At 58.5% G+C, this 19,769-nt stretch carries 10 protein-coding genes; 2 read left to right on the top strand and 8 right to left on the bottom strand.

Annotated features, from left to right (window positions below; translation table 11 throughout):
* Nucleotides 1-433: 433 nt before the first annotated feature.
* Nucleotides 434-688 carry a hypothetical protein gene (locus DK870_RS00250; protein WP_161547612.1) on the top strand — a complete coding sequence of 85 codons (255 nt, stop codon included), beginning with the start codon at nt 434-436 and terminating at the stop codon, nt 686-688.
* Nucleotides 689-831: 143 nt separating this feature from the next.
* Here the strand turns inward: DK870_RS00250 and DK870_RS00245 are convergent, their stop codons facing one another.
* The 3 genes from DK870_RS00245 to DK870_RS00235 all read right to left on the bottom strand — a co-directional run bounded on the left by DK870_RS00245 (nt 832) and on the right by DK870_RS00235 (nt 2,596).
* Nucleotides 832-1,368, bottom strand: coding sequence for a hypothetical protein (locus DK870_RS00245; RefSeq protein WP_161547610.1), 537 nt, complete (start codon nt 1,366-1,368; stop codon nt 832-834).
* A 127-nt stretch (nt 1,369-1,495) separates the two neighbouring features.
* Entirely contained in the window at nt 1,496-2,062 is a 567-nt protein-coding gene (locus tag DK870_RS00240) for a hypothetical protein (protein ID WP_161547607.1), read from the bottom strand.
* Between the two features lie 135 nt (nt 2,063-2,197).
* Nucleotides 2,198-2,596, bottom strand: coding sequence for a hypothetical protein (locus DK870_RS00235; protein ID WP_161547604.1), 399 nt, complete (start codon nt 2,594-2,596; stop codon nt 2,198-2,200).
* Nucleotides 2,597-2,924: 328 nt separating this feature from the next.
* Here DK870_RS00235 and DK870_RS00230 point away from each other — a divergent pair, with 328 nt between their 5' ends.
* On the top strand, nt 2,925-4,118 hold the full coding sequence (locus DK870_RS00230; protein ID WP_161547834.1) for an IS4 family transposase: 1,194 nt from the start codon (nt 2,925-2,927) through the stop codon (nt 4,116-4,118).
* 57 nt (nt 4,119-4,175) lie between these two features.
* Here DK870_RS00230 and DK870_RS00225 read toward each other — a convergent pair whose 3' ends face one another.
* The 5 genes from DK870_RS00225 to pgaC all read right to left on the bottom strand — a co-directional run bounded on the left by DK870_RS00225 (nt 4,176) and on the right by pgaC (nt 19,769).
* Nucleotides 4,176-4,760, bottom strand: coding sequence for a hypothetical protein (locus DK870_RS00225; protein ID WP_161547602.1), 585 nt, complete (start codon nt 4,758-4,760; stop codon nt 4,176-4,178).
* The gene (locus tag DK870_RS00220; RefSeq protein WP_161547600.1) at nt 4,757-15,745 is read right to left on the bottom strand and encodes a hemagglutinin repeat-containing protein; all 10,989 of its coding nucleotides are present in this window, start codon (nt 15,743-15,745) and stop codon (nt 4,757-4,759) included. Before DK870_RS00220 ends, DK870_RS00225 begins: the two co-directional genes overlap by 4 nt.
* 30 nt (nt 15,746-15,775) lie before the next feature.
* Nucleotides 15,776-17,497, bottom strand: a complete 1,722-nt coding sequence (locus tag DK870_RS00215) for a ShlB/FhaC/HecB family hemolysin secretion/activation protein (RefSeq protein ID WP_161547597.1) — start codon at nt 17,495-17,497, stop codon at nt 15,776-15,778.
* A 440-nt stretch (nt 17,498-17,937) separates the two neighbouring features.
* Nucleotides 17,938-18,426 carry a poly-beta-1,6-N-acetyl-D-glucosamine biosynthesis protein PgaD gene (gene pgaD / locus DK870_RS00210; RefSeq protein ID WP_104995152.1) on the bottom strand — a complete coding sequence of 163 codons (489 nt, stop codon included), beginning with the start codon at nt 18,424-18,426 and terminating at the stop codon, nt 17,938-17,940.
* Nucleotides 18,427-18,428: 2 nt separating this feature from the next.
* On the bottom strand, nt 18,429-19,769 hold the full coding sequence (gene pgaC / locus DK870_RS00205; RefSeq protein ID WP_060755504.1) for a poly-beta-1,6-N-acetyl-D-glucosamine synthase: 1,341 nt from the start codon (nt 19,767-19,769) through the stop codon (nt 18,429-18,431).

Below are 19,769 nucleotides of genomic sequence, written 5' to 3'. Positions count from 1 at the left end.
GCGGGGTAAAGACCCGGCTTTGTAGGAAATGGTTCCTTGTGCGGTAGGAAGATTCCCTAAACTACTGGGGATTTGCGTTGTACCCGTGTGCAGAGGTCGGGAGGCGTTGAAGTCAGTGGGGCTAGACGGACTTGAGTCGGGACTTTGATGCCTTGCGTGGGTTTGGGTGAGGGGCTTATAGTCCGGCCGTCGCCCAAATGGCGATCAGGTTTGGCGACCTGACAACAGAGTGCAAAAGCAATCCGCTTCTATGCAGGTGTTTTTGCACCCGTAAAGCTGTGCATTTTATGGCGGCTGTACGCGGGAGACCTTCGGGTCTGCCGGTTTACTCTGTTGCCGGTTCGCCAACCTGCGTACAGCTGCCACCCATTCGTTTGGCGACGAATGAGTGGTGGCTCAATCCACTAACAGAGTACTGAAAATGAACCAATACATGCCTCTCACGGGTCATGATTCCACCGTCCCTGCTCTACTCATTGACACCCGTGCGCCCCTCGATGTCCTCCACGACGCCGCCGTGTGCCGGATTCGCGCCGTCACCCAACTGCTGGAAAACCTGGCCTTCCGAGAACAACTCAGCAGCGATGCTGTGGTGCTTCAAGACTTCGCCCAATTGTTGGCCATTCCGCTGCGCGATGGGTGTGATTTGCTGGATGTCATCAGCCGCAGGCTCAACAGCGCCAACTGACCGTGACAGGGTGGCTGACGAGTTGCCCTGTTAACGGTGAGGCAGTAAGTAGGTGCGGGCCACGCTTGGGCAGTAAAAGTGGCCTGTCGCCTATACAACCTTGGCGCTGCGTTGCAGCTGCCGGCCCAAACCGCCAATTACCTTTATTTTCTCCCACAACTATTCGACGGAACGTGTGCGATAGCACCAGGCGTCTCCAGACCAGAGAGCAGTCGAATCACGCCACCGCACTGCCAGTCTTGCCTCTGTAGGTACGCCTCATAATCTTTACCCGCTTCAGGAACAAATACACGTGCATCTGGCACACAAGACGCCTCGGCGGCAACCATCTTCATCACGACCACAGACGGCACACCCGCAGGGATCACAAACTCGGCATAAGACTCGCCATAGCTCAGATGCTCGCTCCTCCAGGAAGCGGGCATTCCGACACTTCGCTTGGTGTGTTGCCCCAAGGTGGAGTTGACCTTATCCGCAACGGTATCACCGTAGGCAAAAAGAGGTTCTTTACTCGACGCGCAGTCTTGTCCGGGGTTGATGGCGACAGGCAAACCGTTATTCCCAAAAAGACGGATGCGTGCAGTGGTGGCCTGGTCGTAGGGGATAGGTTTTTCATAGCGTGCAGAGCCGCAGCCACTCAGTAATAGAGCAGAAAAAAGGGCCAGCAAAAGGATCTTCAAGATGACTCCTAGGCTCATATATCAAGCGGTTACGGGTGATTTATTGAATACCTAAATTTCGTTGCCAAGGTGGCCTGCCCCCCATCCCTCAGGGTCTGACCCCTATTCCGTTCTACACGGTTTGCGTTTAGGGCGCGGGGACGAGAATACGCTGTGCGGGGTCGGTGATGTCATACACATGCTGCTCACAGCCCGCGCCGACGATCACGAACTCCACCAAGTAAACCTTCTGCTTCTGGGGCTTGAACGCCGAGCTCATCGGGCCGCAGGCGTAGACAATCTTTTCGGCGTATCGGTAGTAATTCGAGTCATACACCCGCGACTCGCCCAGCACCTCGATTGTCTGCCCCTGATCAGCCAGTACTTCCAACTGCGGGAAGCGCTTGACCGCGGCACTGTTGGCCACCTCACTCATCTTGGCAATCCAGCCGAACACCTTGCCCCGTCCCGAATCCACCACCGTGCCTAGGATCTCCGGCCGCTGATCGACATCGCCGCCACGGCGCACAGAAAACTGCACGGGGTAGGTAAAACCGGTGGCGCGCATGATCACCTTCGCGTGCTCGGCATCGGCCACGACTTTGTTCTGCTGCAACTGCACGCCATCTTTCAACAGGCTAGGCGACGAGTCGCGGGCAGTGGAGTGGCAGCCCGCAAGAGCCAGGGCTGCGAGGATGAAAGCAACTTTCTTCATAAAGGATTTTTCCTTGGCGACAGCGGGACTGGGGTGGCCCTGCTGGGATCAAAAACTCAAAAAAAACACGACCTCATATGAAAACAGGGAAAAGCCAGCCAAGAAAAGAGGGGGCAGACCACTATTCCACGCTTGCTATTCCACAATCGAACTTCTATATCTTTCACAAACCTCAGAATACTTAATAGTCACCGAACTAACATCATCAACAACACAATTCCATTTCTTACCAAACTCGTACGCCAGCCATAAGTACATTTCCATCGAACCTTTCGAGTGCCCCAACTGTATTTCAACCATTGCCCTCGGAGTGGCACCTAACAAACTCTCCCAATCGAGAATATCTTGCAACTCATAAAACTCTATGAATTTTTCGGTGGCGAGCAATGAAACATACAAAGCTGCGTCACCCCTGCTCAACATTCCGCGATTACGTTTCCCGGCGCTAACTACTCCACCTATAGAGCGGAGAAAATCAGCAAACGCGCCTTCATCAATTTCCACATCCGATATAATTAATGCTGAGTCACTCACAACTACAACCCTCCTTTTCTAGCACCATACTCAAACAGTTCGTCGACGCTATTAATAACTTTAACCCCTATATTTTCATAAGCTTTGATCTGCTGCGGTTTAACCACGTTCGGAGCAAAAAGTATGACTTCTTTACGATCCGGGTTGAGCATAGTGTTATTTTGCAGTTTCTGTAACTGCTCGATTTTTCCAGGCTTCGGGGATAATAGGGGTCAGACCCTGAGGGATCCCCGATTTTTCTTACCGAAAATCAAGAAGTTGGAATATTGAAGAGACCTGCATGGATCGGCAACTTGGTTTGCACCACACAAAACTAAGATCCCGAACCATGCAGGCCATCCGATTTTTACACAGAGCACTCGCTCAAGCACTCCCCTCAATCCATTCTCGCCGCCTGACAACGCTGATGAGTTGTGTCAGTTCGTTACTGCAGGGCCGTCGCCTAACACTGACTGGCCTCGGGCGCTCCATGCCGGGTCAGGCCTATCCCAAACATGCCATCAAGCGCGTCGACCGATTGCTGGGAAATCAGCATCTGAGATTAGAGCGCCCGTTGTACTACTGGGTGATGCTACGAGCGTTGCTGGGCTCATTGAAGCATCCGCTGATCTTGGTCGATTGGTCTCGAATTGATGCCCCTGGTTGCGCTTTTTTGTTGAGAGCCGCAATCCCGCTGGCAGGTCGTTCATTTCCTATTTATGAAAGTGTTCATGAGCGAGAAGGCTGCCACAAGTATCAAAGCCGCCTGATTAAAACGCTGGCTGAATTGCTGCCTGATGGCTGTATCCCAATCTTGGTAACTGATGCAGGCTTCCGGCGACCATGGATGAAGGTTGTAGCCGCGCAAGGCTGGTATTACGTGGCTCGCATACGTAATCGTGAGCTTTATCGTCGCGAAGAAAGTGAATGGTTACCCGTGAAGAATTTGTATGCTCTGGCCACCTCATCGCCCAAGTCGCTGGGTCGAGTCGAGATGACCCGCAGCGCGCCTCACTTCATTGATTTGTACTGCGTTCGCCACTCTGCCAAGGGCCGTAAACATCAACGAGTCACTGGGTCAATTGCCAAAAGCAAGCTTAGCCGGCAGTCCGCCAGTCGAGAGCGAGAGCCGTGGTTGCTTGCAAGCAATCTGAAGCAAAGCGAGTGGAATTCAGCAAAAATCGTGGCAATTTATAAGCGGCGTATGCAGACTGAAGAAGGCTTCCGAGATGTGAAAAGTGAACACTTGGGGTTGGGTTTGAATCTGCATCGAAGCAGGTGCCCAAAGCGAATAGAGGCGCTGCTGTTGATTGCTGCCCTCGCCAACTATCTCCTCTTTTTAACCGGGCTTAAGGCGCGAGAACGTGATTTGGAACGGCGCTATCAAAGCAACAACCTCAAGGTGAAACGTGTACTGTCATTGTGGCGGCTAGGCATGGAATATTGGCGCAGTTGTACCGATTTTGGTGGGCGAGAAGACTTGGAAATGTTGGAAAAAGCCCTGCGTGATCAAGTGCACCATCAAGCGCAGAGCTTGGAGTAGATTTGTGGGGATCCCTCAGGGTCTGACCCCTGTTTCGCTTCTCTTCTCTATCCCCATTCATATAAATCGAAGTTTCCAATAGTCATTACCCGCCACTATCCAATACCGCTCGCTCGCAGGAATCAGAAAGCTAAAATCAAAGCATTCAGCAGTCCAATCTGGATAAGCAAGACTTTCATGAGCGCGCACATCATCCATGTGCATAAAAATTTTCCTGTCAAAGTTTATGTAGAACCTAGGAAATCTGGAATGAATGATATTGGCCTGTTTATACAGAGCAGGGGTCAAACCCTCACCGGTTAAAAAATAATATTCAATTTTTTCAAAAACCTCAGGATCTGCCCCTATAAAGTTATCTAAATCGTTTGGAGAAAGTATTTTTTCACTCGATATATCCAGGTACTGCGGAAAATTTTCCGCCGTCATTTTTAGGATACCACCTCTAAAAATCTTACATGACTGCTCGTATTGCTCTTGGGTTATATCACCATCTTCAAGATAGGTACGGTAGTCTTTTTCCGCATCAAGAGAAAAATTATATTTCTCATCTACAACCCAGTAACATTTTCCAGAATGCACAAAAAAACATACACTTTTTTCCCCATCCCAAAGATCATCAAAAACTGTCTGACTCACCGTCATTTCTTGAATTCCTTTAAAAACTCATCTTGCGTATAAATACGGGCGTTACTCGAGCTCTTTTCGAGAAGCGACTCCCAAACTTTAGGTAACTCAAGAGAGTAACCGGGCTGATCTTTGTCTACTCTTTTCGGCGCATTAGGATCCTTCGTCATTCCAGCGACAGGCCGCTGAGGGATTACTTTTTCCATAATTTCTTTATGAAGGCTAGCATCAATGTCAAAAACCACTACGGAACCATCAGGTCGTTTGTTCGTCAAGTAGTACGTGGAATGATCAGCATTGCCAACACTTACGCAAAGTTGCCCTGTGCAACCTGGGTTAATGGTAATAGTCCCATCTTCATTGGCAGTAATACGATTTTGGCTGGTCTTAGTGCCAGATCCCCCGCCCTCAACTCTGAAATAAGTGACAGTTTCTGAAGACCCGCCTTTTGCACCCACCTCCGCAGCGCCTTCAGCCCCTTTAGCAATCTCCCCTACTTTTCCAACCGCACCCGCTCGACCTGCGGGAATCATCGCCAATGCGAGTTCAGTGGAGCTCTTGGCTGCCATCCTGACACTGGCAATTTCGTTTCCTTGGAGCATATACAGGAAACTCTGCGCTTGTTTCTCGGTATCCGCCTCCTGGCCACGTCCTGATAGCAGGGCCACTAGCCCATTCGCCATCTGCGAGCTTACACCCGGGAAATTAGTGATCAGGCCATTGCCGAGCGCCCAGATGCCCTGGCCGGTACTCACAACGCCGTCAGCCAATCCCTGGGGAAGTCCCGTTCCCAGACCTTCTATCGTTTCTCCCAGCGATGCACCATAACGGAGGTTGTTCTGATAGAAATCGTGTTGACTCACGACAGGATCAAATTTCCCGACCAGGTACTCCTCGTTGATACGCCGGTTGTTGTATTCGCTGGGAAGATTGAGTCGATAGTCCTGAAGCAAACGAACCGTTTCGTCTGGCGTGTAAGTCCTTCCAGCGTCGGCAATAACCGGTACATCACCCATCTCAGCGCGACGAGTGTAATTGTCCCCCAAAGGCGCTAACGCAATACCCAGGTATTTAAGTGTCAGTGCATCCGGCTGGTCCTGATGAGCAGCGACCACCTTGTTCCAATCAGCATCAACGTAGTACACGAGCCCCTTGGCCAGGCGCTTCTCAGCCTCGGCTGTGGTGATTTTGGCCTCGGCGGCCAATGCGCTGACTTGCTGCTTCAGCGCCATGACCTCCGCAGGGTGCAATTGGCGGTTGAACATATCGACGTTCGCTGCACTTTTCCCACCAACCGCAGCCCCAGCCACACCCGCAACGGAGCCAACACCTGCGCCAACGCCTGCCGCAATCAGCGTGGAGATGGCATCTAGGTTGTGGGGGTCGTGAACAGTGTTTTTCAGCGCGTCCGCGACGATAGGCATCAAGGCGGCAGAAGCGCCCGCACCGAGCGCGGAGCTCTGCACACTGCCACTCGATAGTCCCATGGCAGCGCCTGCCAAGGTGTGGAGCAAGACTCGCGCAGCCCCCCCCTCGGCCCAAGCCGCCTTTTCCGAAGAGCTAGTCGCCGCAACCTCTCTTTGGTTGGCGTAATCACCAATCTTGCTGAACGTATCGCTGGCCGTGGTGTTCGCAACAATACCGATGGTGGTGCTTGCACCCGTACCGCCCAAGCCAGCTGCGATCAAGCCTGTAGCGATGTCCGCCATGATTCGTTTATCGCCGCCCACCCCCCAACTGGCCGCATCGGCCAAGGCCAGGTTGGCGGCGGCCACTTGCTCAGGTGTACCACCTTCAGCTTTCTTCGCTTGAGCCTTGGCCGCATCCGACTTGGCTTTGGCGACCGTATTGATCACGCTGCCCGCCAATTGCGCCGAGCTTTGGATCAGGTCGATCCGCTCCTGCATAGCCTTTTCATCCGGGCGGTCCAGATGCTGGTTGGCGTTTGCGGTATCACGATTAAGCCCGATGACGTCGTACGTCCCTGCGGCATCGCGAACGATGATGGTGCCAGGGCTCACCGCACTGCGGGTTTTGCTGCTGTCGGACTCTTTGAGCAGCAGCGGAATCGCACCGCCAGTCTCGGTATGCGCCCACTTACGCTCGTCGTCTGGCGTGACCGGACCTCCCGGCTTGTCCCATTTGGTGCTGGTGTAGGACAGGCTCAGGCTGGCGGCCTGACTCTTGATATCACTCTTGTTTTTTATATCGCTGACAATCAACCGTTCAGTGCTGAGGATGTTTTTATCAGCGCTGGCTTCACTAGCAATCACGGCTCCCTGCAACGTGGTGTTTTTGCCGACGTAGACGTCGTAGCCACCGCTCCCGGCAAACAGCCCACTCTGATCAGTCACAGCTTTGTAATCGCTATTCATCTTACTGCCGCCGATGCTGCCCGAGGCAGAAACCATCGACCCCCAGCAGAACGGCGGTACGCAAATGCTGGCGCCGACACCGGCACTGGTCTGCTTGTTTTTCTGGCTCGCCTCGTCCTGTCGAGAGGCAATATCCAGGTTGCCACCGATGTTGGCCTTGATGACATCGGCCCGTACCTGGGCGCCGGCCAGCGTAGTGTCCTGCCCGCTTTTAAGTACCAGCGAACCGGTGTCTAGGGTGGTATTGACCTGGGTCAACTCATGCCCGGTGCCCATGCCCTTGGCCATTTTTGCGCCAAGATCGAGGGTGAAACCGTTCTGGTCACCAATGTTGAAGCTGGCGCCGATGCTCGTTTTGTTATTGCTGTTCTGGTTGTCCCAGTTTTTTCGGTCCTGCGCGCTCTCCAGCGTGATGTTGTTTTTCGCTAGCAAGAGCGTATCTGCGGCTTTGATACTGCTGCCGATGACATGGAGGTTGCCTTGCGTATTGGCCGCATCCCCAGTGGCAATGATCGCCAGTCCGCCGCCACCGTTAAGCGTGGATTGCTTGGCGGTTTCAGCGTGGTATTCACTGGTGCTTTTCTTGCGAGTAGAGGCCAACTCGGTGCCGATTTTGATTACCGAGCCCCCGCTGTTGGCGGGCTTGCCGTCCGACTCGTTGGCAGCGCCGTCATCGCCACTCGTGGCGTTGTAAGCCGAAAGCAATGCTTGAGCGCCTTTGACTGCTTTCAAGCGGCTGTCATCGGCATTTTTTGCCGCCCGAACATCGTCGCGAATGCTGTTGACCGTATCGACCAACATGCCGCCGATCACACGGCCAACCGCCAGGCTTTTGGCGCTGTCCTTGCTGGTCTGGTTCGACGTTTCGGTACCGGAAGTGATAGTGACGTTGCCACCTGTGAGCGCCATGCTCTTGGTACTCACCAAATCACTTGCCACCACGGTCAACTCTCGGCCAGCCGTCAGCGATACATTGCCTGCACTAGACCCTACTGTGCTACCGGTCAAGGTCATCTCATCGGCAGTACCGTTGTGTTTCTGGCTGCTGATAGAAAGGTGTTGATTGCCGGTGATGTCATCCAGCCCCAGCTTATTGCCGGTCAACACGCCCGTGAGGTCGCGGTTCTTTTCCTTGTGCATGTCGACACGGGAAAAGGTGTTCTTCGCCGCATCAATGGTCAGGTCGCGACCGGCCTCTACGGCGAGGTTGCCAGTACTTACCAGGGATGACCCCGTAACGATGGCGTCGCGCTTGGCGGCGACAGTGACAGTATCGCCAGACACCATACTGCCCACGGCCGTAGTGCGCTTCTCGTCGACCTTGTCCTCGACCTTACTCGACTTGAACCCGCCCCAACTGCTCTTGCTTTCTTTGCGTTCATGACGGGCGCTGTCGGAGTTGGTGACCGCGAGAATGCTTACGTCCTGGCCCGCGACCAGTTGCGCTGCGCCTTTATCGGCAGTGACGGCACTGCCGGCCAGCAACAGGTTTGCACCCGCCACAATGTTGCTGTTGGTGCCCGCGCTGACCAGGCTGCCAACATTGTTGACGGCGGATGTCTCATCCAGGCGGAATTTCTTCCCGGACGAGGTCTTCTTGGTCTTGCTGTAGAAGCTGTAGTCCTGATTTTCAGCCGCCTTCAGCGCCAGGTCGTTACCCGCAACCAGGTAGGCTTCTTTGCCCGCATTCACTTGGCTGGCCACCAGTTGCAGGTTCTGCCCGGCGCTCAGGGTGGCGTCACCGCCAGCCTTGAGCACGGTCGATACCTGCTGAACATGGTCTTCAACACTGGTGACCTTCTTCGAATTAAACGCCGAATGCTGTTCATTCGCCGCCGACGCCAGGTTCACATTGCCCTTAGCCACCAGCGCCAGATCACGCGTGGCGTTCGCCTGGCTGCCAATGGCGCTGATGTCCCGTGCCGCTACGATCTGGAAGTCGCGCCCCGCCTCTACCACGGTGGCGTACTGGACCACGTCGCTGCTGCGCGAGTAGGTGCTGACGATGTTGGCTTTACGCTGTTCGGCAGTGGCCAGGTTAACGTCACGCCCGGCCTGGATCCGTGTATCGGCGCCGCTTTTGAGGGTGCCGCCGGTGCTGTTGACGTCACGCCCGGCTTGCAGGGTCAGGCTATTAGCGGCTTCGATGCGGGCGGCGTTGTCGACGAAGTCGGTGCGCTCGGTGCGGTAGCCGCTGCTGCTCTGGTGGCTGGTGACGGTGCGCTCGTTGAGCACATCGCCATTTACCGCGCTGACGCTGACGTCGCGCCCGGCGATAAGGCCGCCGGCGCGGTTGGTGAGGTTGTTGCCGGCCAGCAGGTCGAGGCGGTTGCCGGCTTGCACCAGGCCGCTGTTGACCATGTTGCGCCCAGCGCTGGCGGCGAGGTTGTTGGTGGCGCGCAGGGTGCCGACGTTGTTGAGGTCGGCGCCGCTGACCAGGCTCAGGTCGCTACCGGAGATCAGTGCACCGTTGGGCGCCAGGCGGTTGTTGGCCTGGGCCAGGTAGAGCACGGGCACCAGCACTTGCTGGCCGGCGACGGTGGCGTTTTCCATCCACACGATGTCGTGGGTCAGGGCCGCGACTTGCTCGGCGGTGAGGCTCACGCCTACCGCCAGGTTGAGCGCCTGCTTGCTGCCGATGGCGTTGTCCATCAGGTACTTGAACATCGAGGCGTCGCTGGTCTGGCCATCGATGAAGCGCTGGCCGGTGCGGGCGATCACCGCTTGCTGGATCAACCGTTGTTCATACAGCCCGTCGCCCAGGCGTTTCTGCGTCTGGTCCGGGTCGAAGCCCAGTTTGGACAGCATGTAGTCGGAGCTTAAAAACTGGCTGAGGTTGGTCAGCAGTGGGTTGGTTTCGATCAGGTATTTCTGTGGGTTGGAGACAAACTGGCTGTCGGGCAGGCCTTGCACGCGGTTGATCACCACGCCGTCGGCCGAGGTGCCGCTGCCAGGTACGACCGGGCCGGAAACCGCTGCTCGGTCTACGCTGCCGCCACCCAGGGTCCAACCTTGCGGGCCGGTGTTGGCTGGTGCGCTGGCGCTTTCGCCACTGAGGCGGAACAGTCCGCCCTGCCCGCTGGGCAAGGTGAAGCCGGGCAGGCTCAAAGGGTTGATCTGCTGTTGGGCCAGGTCAGGCGGCAGTTGCTGGTTGAGGGTGACGCGGGTCGAGTAACCGGCGGCGCCACTGGCGCCCGTGGCATCTGTCGCGGTTTTGGCGCCCGCACCCACATAGGTATAGCCCGGACGTACCACAGTGTTATCGATATTGTTCTGGGTTATTACACTGGCCGCGCCGCCGGCTTGGATGATACCGGCGTAACGTTGGTCGCCCGTAGCAATTTTGGTGACGCGGCGCAGCGAGACGCTTTCCCGTTCAGTGGTGCCGATGAAAGCGGCCATGGCTGCTTCCAGGCCACCCAGATCATTGGGGTTGTAGGCGGCGCCGCCAACCGAGTACTTGCGGTTGAAGTCTGCCGCCAACGCATACCAGTCACTCGCGTCGCGGGTGCGCTTGGAGCGGAACAAGCGCCAGGTTTCGGTTTCGCCAGTCTCGATGCCGGTGTTGGTCAAGTTCTTGACCGTGATGTTAATCATACCGGCAGCGCCGATGCTGCTGCTTGAATTAAGCAACTGGCCGCCGGTAAGGGTGATGTTTTTTCCCGCACTGATGAGCGATGCCGCACTGGCCTGGAGTACTTCGAGCTTGTCGCGCTGCACAACCTCCCACAAGTGGTTGACCTTCGGGCCTTCGCAGTCGCCAGCGTACTCGGCGCCACGTCGGCAGGGCATTTCGGTGATCGAAGCGGTATAGATGCCGCCGTCGTTGGTTGTCAGCACCGCGCGCTCGTTTCGCATCACTGCCGCGGCCAGACTCAGGTCACCATCACTCTGTATGCTCGACGAGCTATTGATGATGCTGTCGGCCAAGCTGCCCTTGCCGTCGCGATCGACGCTCAGGTTGCCCATGCTGTAGAGGTCGGCGTAGCTGTTGTTCAACGCGTCGACGCGCAGGCTCATGTCGCCGCCGCTGAAGATCAGGCCGTGGTCGTTGAGCAAGGCGCCGGTGGTGGCGACCAGTCGTTGGCCACTGCCGAGGGTCGCGTAGTTGTTGAGCGTGCCCGCGTTGAGCACCAGGTCGGTGGCGGCGGTCATGCGCCCGCGGTTGTTGAGCGTGCCAGTGATGTCGGCGGTGGTGATGCCGCCGCCGGCAATGCTTGCAGTGTCACTCAGGGTCGCCTGTGCCGCGCTCAGGTGCAGGTTGCCCAGGCTGCTGATGCGGCCGGTGCTGTTAAGCGCGCCGCTCAAGGTCAGGTCGATCGTGCCGTCGCTGGCGATCAGGCCCTGAGTATTCCAGTTGGCGCCGCTGCCAATGAAGCGTCGGGCGCCGAGCAGTTGGCCGGTGGCGGTCTGGTCGAGGGTGTCAACGTTGACCGTCAGTTGCCCGGCCTGGATCACACTGCTGTTGGTCCATTTGCCTTGGCTGACGGTCAGGTCACCCCGCGTGACCAGGCTGCCGCCCACGTCGTTGAGGTTGGCGGGGGCAATGCCGAAGTTGCCGGTGCCCACGTGCAGTACGTTGCCGCCCAGGTTCTGGAAGCTGCCGGCGGTGAGGGTCAGGTTGGTGTTGGCGGTTTCAAGCACACCGTTGCGGTTGTCGAACAGCCCACCGATGGCGAATTCGGTAGTGCCCGTTGTGCCCAGTGCACGCAGGCGCCCGGTCTGGTTGTCGAGGCTGGCGGCGCGCACCTTGAGGGTGGATTCGCTTTCGATGATGCCCAGGCGGTTGTTGAGTGCGCCACTCAGATCCAGGTCGATCTGTTGGCCGGCAATCTGGCCGTCGTTGTCGCCGCTGTTATCGAAGTCATGCCCGACCACGCGCATCAGGCCCTTGGCATAGAGCCCGCCGTTGCGGTTGTCGAAATTACCGGTGGTGACCAGGCCGTTGCCGCCCTGAGCAGAAATGCGCCCGCCATAGTTGTCCACAGCGCCGGCTTGCAGGTCCAAGGTTTGCCCCTGCATCACGCCACCCTGGCGATTGTTGTTGAGGTCATAGCCGTTGCGCAGCACGCCAACGATGCGGGTCTGGAGCAGGGCCTTGAGGCTGGCGAGGGTGCCGCCACGGCTGTCGAGGCTAGCGGCGTTGACATTCAGGTCGCCGGTCTGGGCGATCAGTTTGCCGCTCTGATTGTCGATGGCGTCGGCCACGTCGAGGGTCAGGCCGGTCTGGCTTTGCACGGCGCCTTGGGCGTTGTCCAGCCGGTTGGCGCTGAGCTTGAGGTCAGCGTTCTGGCTGTAGATCAAACCGTCGTTGCCGTTCTGCACCAGGCCGCTGGCGGTGACGCTCAAGCGGTCGTTAGCGGCCAGCGTGCCACGGTTACGGTTATCCAGGCCGCCGGTCAGCAGGGTCAACAGACCTTGGCTGGCGATCTGGCCGCCCTGGTTGTTGACCTGCGCGGCACGGCGGATCAGCAGCGGGCCACCGCTGGCCAACTTGCCATTGGCGTTGGTCAGAGTCGCCAGCAAGTCGAGGGTGGTGGCGGTGCCGCCAGTGATGCTGCCGGCACTGTTATCCAGGTTTTGCGCATTCAGGTTCAGGGCTGCGCCGCTGTCGATCACGCCGCCCTGGGTGTTGTTCAACAACCCACCTACAGTGAGGTTCTGGCCGGCAGCGCTGGAGAGTACGCCCTTATTGCTGTTGTCCAGTTCGCCGACGCTCACGGTCAGTGTTTTCTGGCTGACCAGCGCACCGGCCCCGCTATTTAGCAGGCCGGCGGTCAAGGTGGCATTCAGGTCGCCGTAACGGCTCGACAAGGTGCCGCTGTTGCGGTTGTCGAGGTTCGCGCCACTGACGTTCAGGCCCTGCCAGCCGGACATCAGGCCATTCTGGTTGATCAGGTTGTCGGCATTGAGCACCAGCAGGTTATTGCTGATCAGCTTGCCGTTGCTGTTGTTCAACGTGCGGCCGCTGAGGTTCAGGGTTTGCGCGCTGGATAGTTCGCCGCCCTGGTTGGTCAGGTCGCGCAGATGATTGATGCTCAGGTTGCCGGCGGTGGTGATCAGGCCGCCGCTGTTGTTCAGGTCGCCGGTGGCGCTGCCGAAGTCCAAGGCAATCGCACTGCCCAGCAGTGAGCCGGCCTGGTTGTCCAGCGCGGCGCTGTTCAGCGTCAGAGTAGTGCCCGCATTGAGCAGGCCCTGGTCGCGATTGGTCAGGCGGCCATCAATGTTGAGCAGGGTGTCACCACGGCTGGTGAGCGTGCCGCCACTGTTGTCGAGGCTGGCGGCGTGAGCGTCGACCGACGCTGCGGCAATCATGCCTTTGACGTTCGCCAGGGCCTGGCCGATGCGCAAGGTCAGCGCAGTGTTGCTCAGCAGCTTGCCGCCGCTGTTGTCCAGGTTGTCGGCGGTAAGTGTGAACGCTTGGCTGCTGGAGAGCTCTCCGCCTTGGTTCTGCACATCCTTGAGGTTGTTGAGCATCAACAGCGGCGCGTTGATCAGCCCGCCCTGGTTGTTGAACTGGCCACGGTTGAGGTCCAGGGTCAGCGCTTGGGCGCTGGTGATCTGGCCGCCTTGCTGGTTGTTCAGGTCGGCGGTGCCGATCTGCGCGGCCTGGCGAGCGCTCAGAGTGCCTTTTTGGCTGTTGTCGAGACTCGCGCTGTTGAGGATCAGGCTGGCGTCGGTCACCAGGCGCCCGCCCTGGTTGCTTACCGCGCCAAGCGCGTTGAGGGTCAGCGGGCCGGCGCTGGACAGCGTGCCGCCGTTGTTGTCCAGGGTGCGCGCCGTGACGCTCAGCGGCCCTTCGCTGCTGATCAGGCCCTGGTTGCCGTTGAGCAACTGATCGACATTCAGGCCGGCACCGCCACCGCCGGTAATGACCAGCCCGCCATCGCTGTTATCCAGTTGCGTGCCGGTGACCTGCACGCCTGCGCGGCTGGACAGTTCGCCGTTGCGGTTGTAGATATTGACGACATTCAACTGCACACCACCGATACCCGCGACCAGACCTTTCTGGCGGTTATCCAGGCTGTTCCCGCTGAGGGCGACGTTGCCTTGGCTGGTGATCAGCCCGTTCTGGTTGTTGAGTGCACCGATATTCAGGCTCAGCGTCTTGCCGGCCGTGACCAGCCCCGCAACGTTATCGAGGGTCGCGACCGTCAGCGTTGCGGTGTCCAGGCTGGAGACTTCACCGCCCTGGTTTTGCACATCACCGACGGATGCAGTCAGCGCGCCATTGCTGGTGACCAGCCCACCTTGGCTGTTCTGCAGGTGATCAGCCGTGAGGGTCATGCCGGCATTGCTGAGAATGCGGCCTTTGTTCTGGTTGTCGAGCGTGGCGGCGGTGATCTGGGTGTGCTGTTTGGCACTCAGGGTGCCGCCCTGGTTGTTCAGGGTTTGGGCATTCACGTTCAAGGTGCGGCTGGCGATGACACTGGTGCCGGTGTTGTTGACGGTCTTGCCGCTCAGGCTCACATCGCCCGTTGCGTTGCGGGTGTTATCGGCGTTGACGCCCGCTTCGATGATGTCGCCATTGGTCAAGGTGCCGCCGCTGGACAGCGCGATGCGGTCGCGGGCGGCCAGGCTTTGACGGTTAGTGAGATCGCCTTGGGTTTGTACGTCCAGGGTGGTGCCGGCATACACCGGCCCCTTGGCGTCGAGGCTTGCGGCTTTGACGTTGACGGCGCCGCTGGCGGCGGCCTGCGCCAGGCTCAAATGCCCATTGGCATCGAGCTGGATATCGCCGCCACTGGCCGCCAGGGTGCCGTCGAGCTTCACGCCCACGCCGGCCTCGGTGCCCACCAGTTTGATCGCGCCGGCATACATGCCGCCCAGGGCCGAGGAGTCAATCGCCAGCTCGGGTTTGGCACTGCCGTCGTCGGCACGCGCGGTGGCTTTCAGGCTTTGGGCGTCGACGTCGTTGCGCCCGGCAACCACGGCCAGCTCGCGGGCGTTGATTTGTGCGTTGATCTTGGCCGAACGGGTGATGATCTCGAAGCGGTCGACGTTGCTGGCGTTCAAGCCTTGGCCATCGATAGTCACGGCGCCGCCGTCGACTTGGTAACGCTGCAGTTGGCCGTTTGCGTCGACCACCGGTTTACCGGTGGTCAGCGTGACATTCGGGGTGTTGATAAAACCGCAGCCGCTGCAGGTGACGCCATAGGGGTTGGCGACGATGACTTTGGCCGACTGCCCCGCCACTTCGGTGTAGCCGCGCAACTGGCTCGGGCTGCCGCCGTTGACTTCGTTGAGGATGACGTTCGCCGCGCCGCCCTTGAGGTTCGGGTTACCGACGATGTAGCCGCCCAGCTGGGTGTTTTGCACCGCGCCGGTGGCGTTGTTGAGGATGACGCCGTTGGGGCCGACGTTGTAGTCCTTGAATTGGTTATGGGACAAGCCTGCGCCATTGGGCGTGGCGATGTTCACCACGGGCACGCCATTGCCGGCCTGGCCGACGCTGGTGGCCGGGTTACTGACCACAATGCCTTCGGCCTGGGCCAGCAAGGGCTGCCAGAACAGCGCGTTGGCCAGGATCAGCACCAGGCCGCGCTTGGGCAAGCCAAGGAACGAATCGCGCGGCTTCAGCGCAGCGGAAGGTTGGCGGGCCAGAAAGGCAAAGTGGCGAACATCCATTGTCAAATTCTCGATGTAACGGGCGTTGAATTACAGGAAGAAGTCCATGCGGAAGTAGATCGGCGCTTCGCGCTCGGTCACTACCCCCGGTCTTTCCAACGAATGGGCAAACGTCACGCTGGTGCTGACGTATTTGCCACGGGCGAACAGTTCCACGGAGTTGCTTGAGACGCGGCCGTGGTTGTCGCCGTTGTATCGGTCGTTGCGAATCACGCCCTGGTCGTAACCGAGGCTGGTGCCGTATTCGGCGAAGGCCGGGCGCAACCATTCCAGGGTGACCGGGCGCGCCCAGCGCACTTCATTGCGCCAGTAGCCGCCGCTGTCGCCGGACAGTTGCTGGTCCTTGAAACCGCGCACCGACGACGAGCCGCCGAGGCTGATGCGTTGCGGCGAGAACAGCACGTCTTCACTGCGCTGCCCGGTGGCCAGGCTGGTGAAACTGAACGACTCGCCCCACAGGCTGAACGGCTGCAAGTAGCTGATGGTGGCCGTGTATTTGCGGTAATCCGGGGTAGGCGTGAGGTTGCCGAACTGATCGCGATGCTGGTCGTCGCGCTGAGCATCAAAGGCGCCGATACCGTTCTGCACGCCCAGGTCGACGTTGACGAAGGCGTTGCCGATGCGTCGGCCGTGGTTGATGCCAAACTGCAACTCACTGAGGCGGTTGCTGCTCACGTCGACACGGCTATCGAGGATGTAGTTGTTGGTGCGCAGGTGAGCCAGGCCGACGTTGAGCGAGGTCTTGCTGACGTCATCGCGGTGGATCACCCGTTCGGCACGCAATTGGTGGTTTTGGCTGTCGCCCGACTGCTTGAACTTGAAGGTGTCGGAATAGCCAATGGCGCGGTAATCGCTCTCGCTGTAGGTATAAGTGAAGTTCCACCAGCCCCACGGCACGTTGTAATAAAGCATGCTGTTTTTCGAGGTTTTCTGGTGGTCGCTGATGGCGTCGTGGCCGCCGCGCAGCACCAGTTGGTCGGCCAAGCCCAGCGGGCTGTCCCACTCCAGGCCCGCGCCCCATTGCTGTTCACCGGTGCTGCGTTGCCCGTCGTTATTGCGCGACAGGCTGGCGCGCCAGGGCTTTTGCGGGGTGTTTTTGACCACCACGTCGCTGCCGCCGATCTGCTGGCCGGGGGTCAGTTCCATTTGCGCCTGCTTCGACGGCAGACGGTTGAGCTGGTCCACCAATTGCTCGACTTCGCGCAGGTTCAGCGCTTGACCGACCTTGCCGGGAAACGCCATGGCCAGTTCGCGGTCGGTGACGTTGCTGCCGTCTGCGCTTCGCACCGCTTCGAGTTTGCCTTCCACCACCAACACCTGGAGGTGGCCGCTGGAGAGGTCCTGCTGCGGCAGGTAGGCGCGACTGGTGACGCGGCCTTTGGCGATGTAATAGTCAGTGATGACCTTGAGCAGTTCATTGAGCTGCGAGATGCCCAGGCATTGGCCGACATAGGGTTTGAGCAGCAGCGTGCGGTCGCTGGCGGACAGGCTGTCGGCGCCCTTGAGTTCGATGTCTTTGATCGGGAAGCAGCGGGTGTCCGCAGGCGTGGCCGGGGCCTGGGGCTTGGCCTCTTTGCCGGGCAGGTCCTTGAGTTCTTCAAGGCGTCGCTGCTGCTCTTCGAGCAGGCGATTCTGCCGGTCACGGATCAAGTCTTGATCGCCCGGCGTGGGGGCGGCGGTGGCGCTGTTCAGGCTCAAGTAGGCGAGCAAGACAGTGCACAGTAAATACCGAGTCCGTGGTAACAAAGACATGTTCGATCCATCGAAAAATCAAGGGGCGGCAAATTAACATCGAACTTCCAGCGTTCAAAGACACTGGGCTAGTTGCACATTCGCCCGCGCTAAACTCACAACCCATTGATTAATAACAATTAAAACCTATCAAAAAACAAACATGCCGATACCGTGAAGGATTATTCCGACAGATGGCTGATTTTTTGATGGCGATAAGGCGAAGAACCGATTAGTTGCCATTATTAGGCCACTAAGCTCTTGGCGCGTTAGGTTAGTGCGAGGGTTTGGGGAAAAGTTCGCGGGCATAGTGTGAATTGGATCCCATTTATCGGATTCATCCACCGACTGCCCCCACCGCTTTTTTGTAGGAGCGAGCTTGCTCGCGAGAAACTCACAGGCACCGCGCCCCTTCAGAAAGCACGCGTTATCGTTGACATTTTTCGCGAGCAAGCTCGCTCCTACATATTACCGGCGCCTTGGTCTTTTGGCTGGCCGGGCACCAGGGTCAGTGGCGGGCGTTCCACGTCCCGGGACACGTGGGGCTTCACTTCCCCCACGCCACCCTCTTCGTCGTTGTGGATCACCAGCACACCCGGCTTGCGCAACTGCTCCAGGTCGCCTTCACCCAACTTGAAACTTTCACTCAGCAGCTTGTCGCTCAGGGCATTGGCCTCGGCGCGGCGCTGGGCGAACTTGCGGCCCTTGCGTTGTTGGTAACGCGCCCAACTGATCAGGATCAGCGCGTTGAACACGGCGATCCACAGGTACACCTGCAAGGTATTGAGTGCGGCGAAGATCGGCGCTTCCAGGCGTGGGCCGCCATGGGTTTCCAGCATGGCGCTCATGCCACGCGCCAGCAGCCAGATCAGACCGGCCCAAGCCGCCAGGGTCAGCAGCACATCGATGAACCACATCACGGCGTTTTGCCGGGTTCTGACCAGTTTCATGCTCACGCCTCCTCTGGGCTGGGTTTGATACCGCGATCCGGGCTGACCCAGCGTGCGCGTTTCTGGTGTTGCTTGAACAACACCTTGGGAAAGCTGACCAGCGTGGTCAACAAGCTGACCAGCCAGAACACCATCGGGTACCACACGGTCCAGAACAGAGTCTTCCACAGGTCTTTTTCATAACGCCGGTCGATCAGGATGCTCACCGCAAACTGCATCAGGCACACCATCGCCAGCACCAGGCCGGTAAACGCCGGGGGTACCAGGGAGTCCACGGCAATCGCCGGGGGCAGCACGATGAATTTACCCACGGCCCAGAAAATCACCGAAAGCAGGAAGGTGAAAGCCCACCCGGTGGACAGGCAGTATTCGAACAGCAGCGGCCACAGGTAACGATGGCGCCATTGCCAGATGCCACGGATGTTCTTGAACAGCACTTCGGCGCCGCCCTGGGCCCAACGCAAGCGCTGCTTCCACAGGCCGCCGACGGTTTCAGGCATCAGGATCCAGCACAGGGCACGAGGCTCGTAGAAGATGGCCCAGTGGTCGAGCTGCAGCTTCCAACTGACATCGATGTCCTCGGTGATCATGTCGGTGCTCCAGTAGTCGATGCGGTCCAGCGCCTTTTTACGGAACGCCACCACTACCCCCGACACCGTGAAGATCCGCCCGAACACGCGCTGGGTACGCTTGATCAAACCGATGATCGAAGAGAACTCGCCCACCTGCACCCGACCAATCAAGGTGGAGCGTGTGCGGATGCGCGGGTTGCCGGTCACGGCGCCCAGGCGCGGGTTATCGAGCATTGGCGCAACCATGTAGGCGGCAGCGTTTTTGTCGAGCAACGCATCGCCGTCGATGCACACCAGGTATTCACTGCGGGCGGCTACGGCGCCCATGCGCAGGGCCACGGCCTTGCCTTGGTTCTGCGCCAGGTGCAACACGCGCAGGCGCGGGTTTTCCAGGGCGAGGGCATCAAGCACGGCGGCGGTGTTGTCGCTAGAGCCGTCGTTGACCGCGATCACTTCGATATTCGGGTACAGCTGGTCCAGCGCCGCGTAAATGGTCTCGGCAGCGTTATCGCCCTCGTTGTAGCAAGGGACGATGATCGAAATCATCGGGTTGCCGACCAGGGTCGGCGCCGGGGTGTCTTCCTCCCAGGCCCAGTGGCGCTCCCAATGCAGCCAGAAGTACAAGCCGCCGGCAATCCACAGCCCCGACATGAACAACGGGTAGAAAAACACGAAGTCCATCAGGAACTGCCCGGTGACCAGGAAGATCAAGCCCAGGGGCACGCCCAATACCAGTGCCAGGACGAATAAAGCCAGGATTCTGTCGAACAT

Origin of the sequence: Pseudomonas sp. Q1, from assembly GCF_009935975.1 — a bacterium.
GTDB lineage: Bacteria > Pseudomonadota > Gammaproteobacteria > Pseudomonadales > Pseudomonadaceae > Aquipseudomonas > Aquipseudomonas palleroniana.
This window is presented reverse-complemented; position numbering and strand designations above follow the sequence as displayed.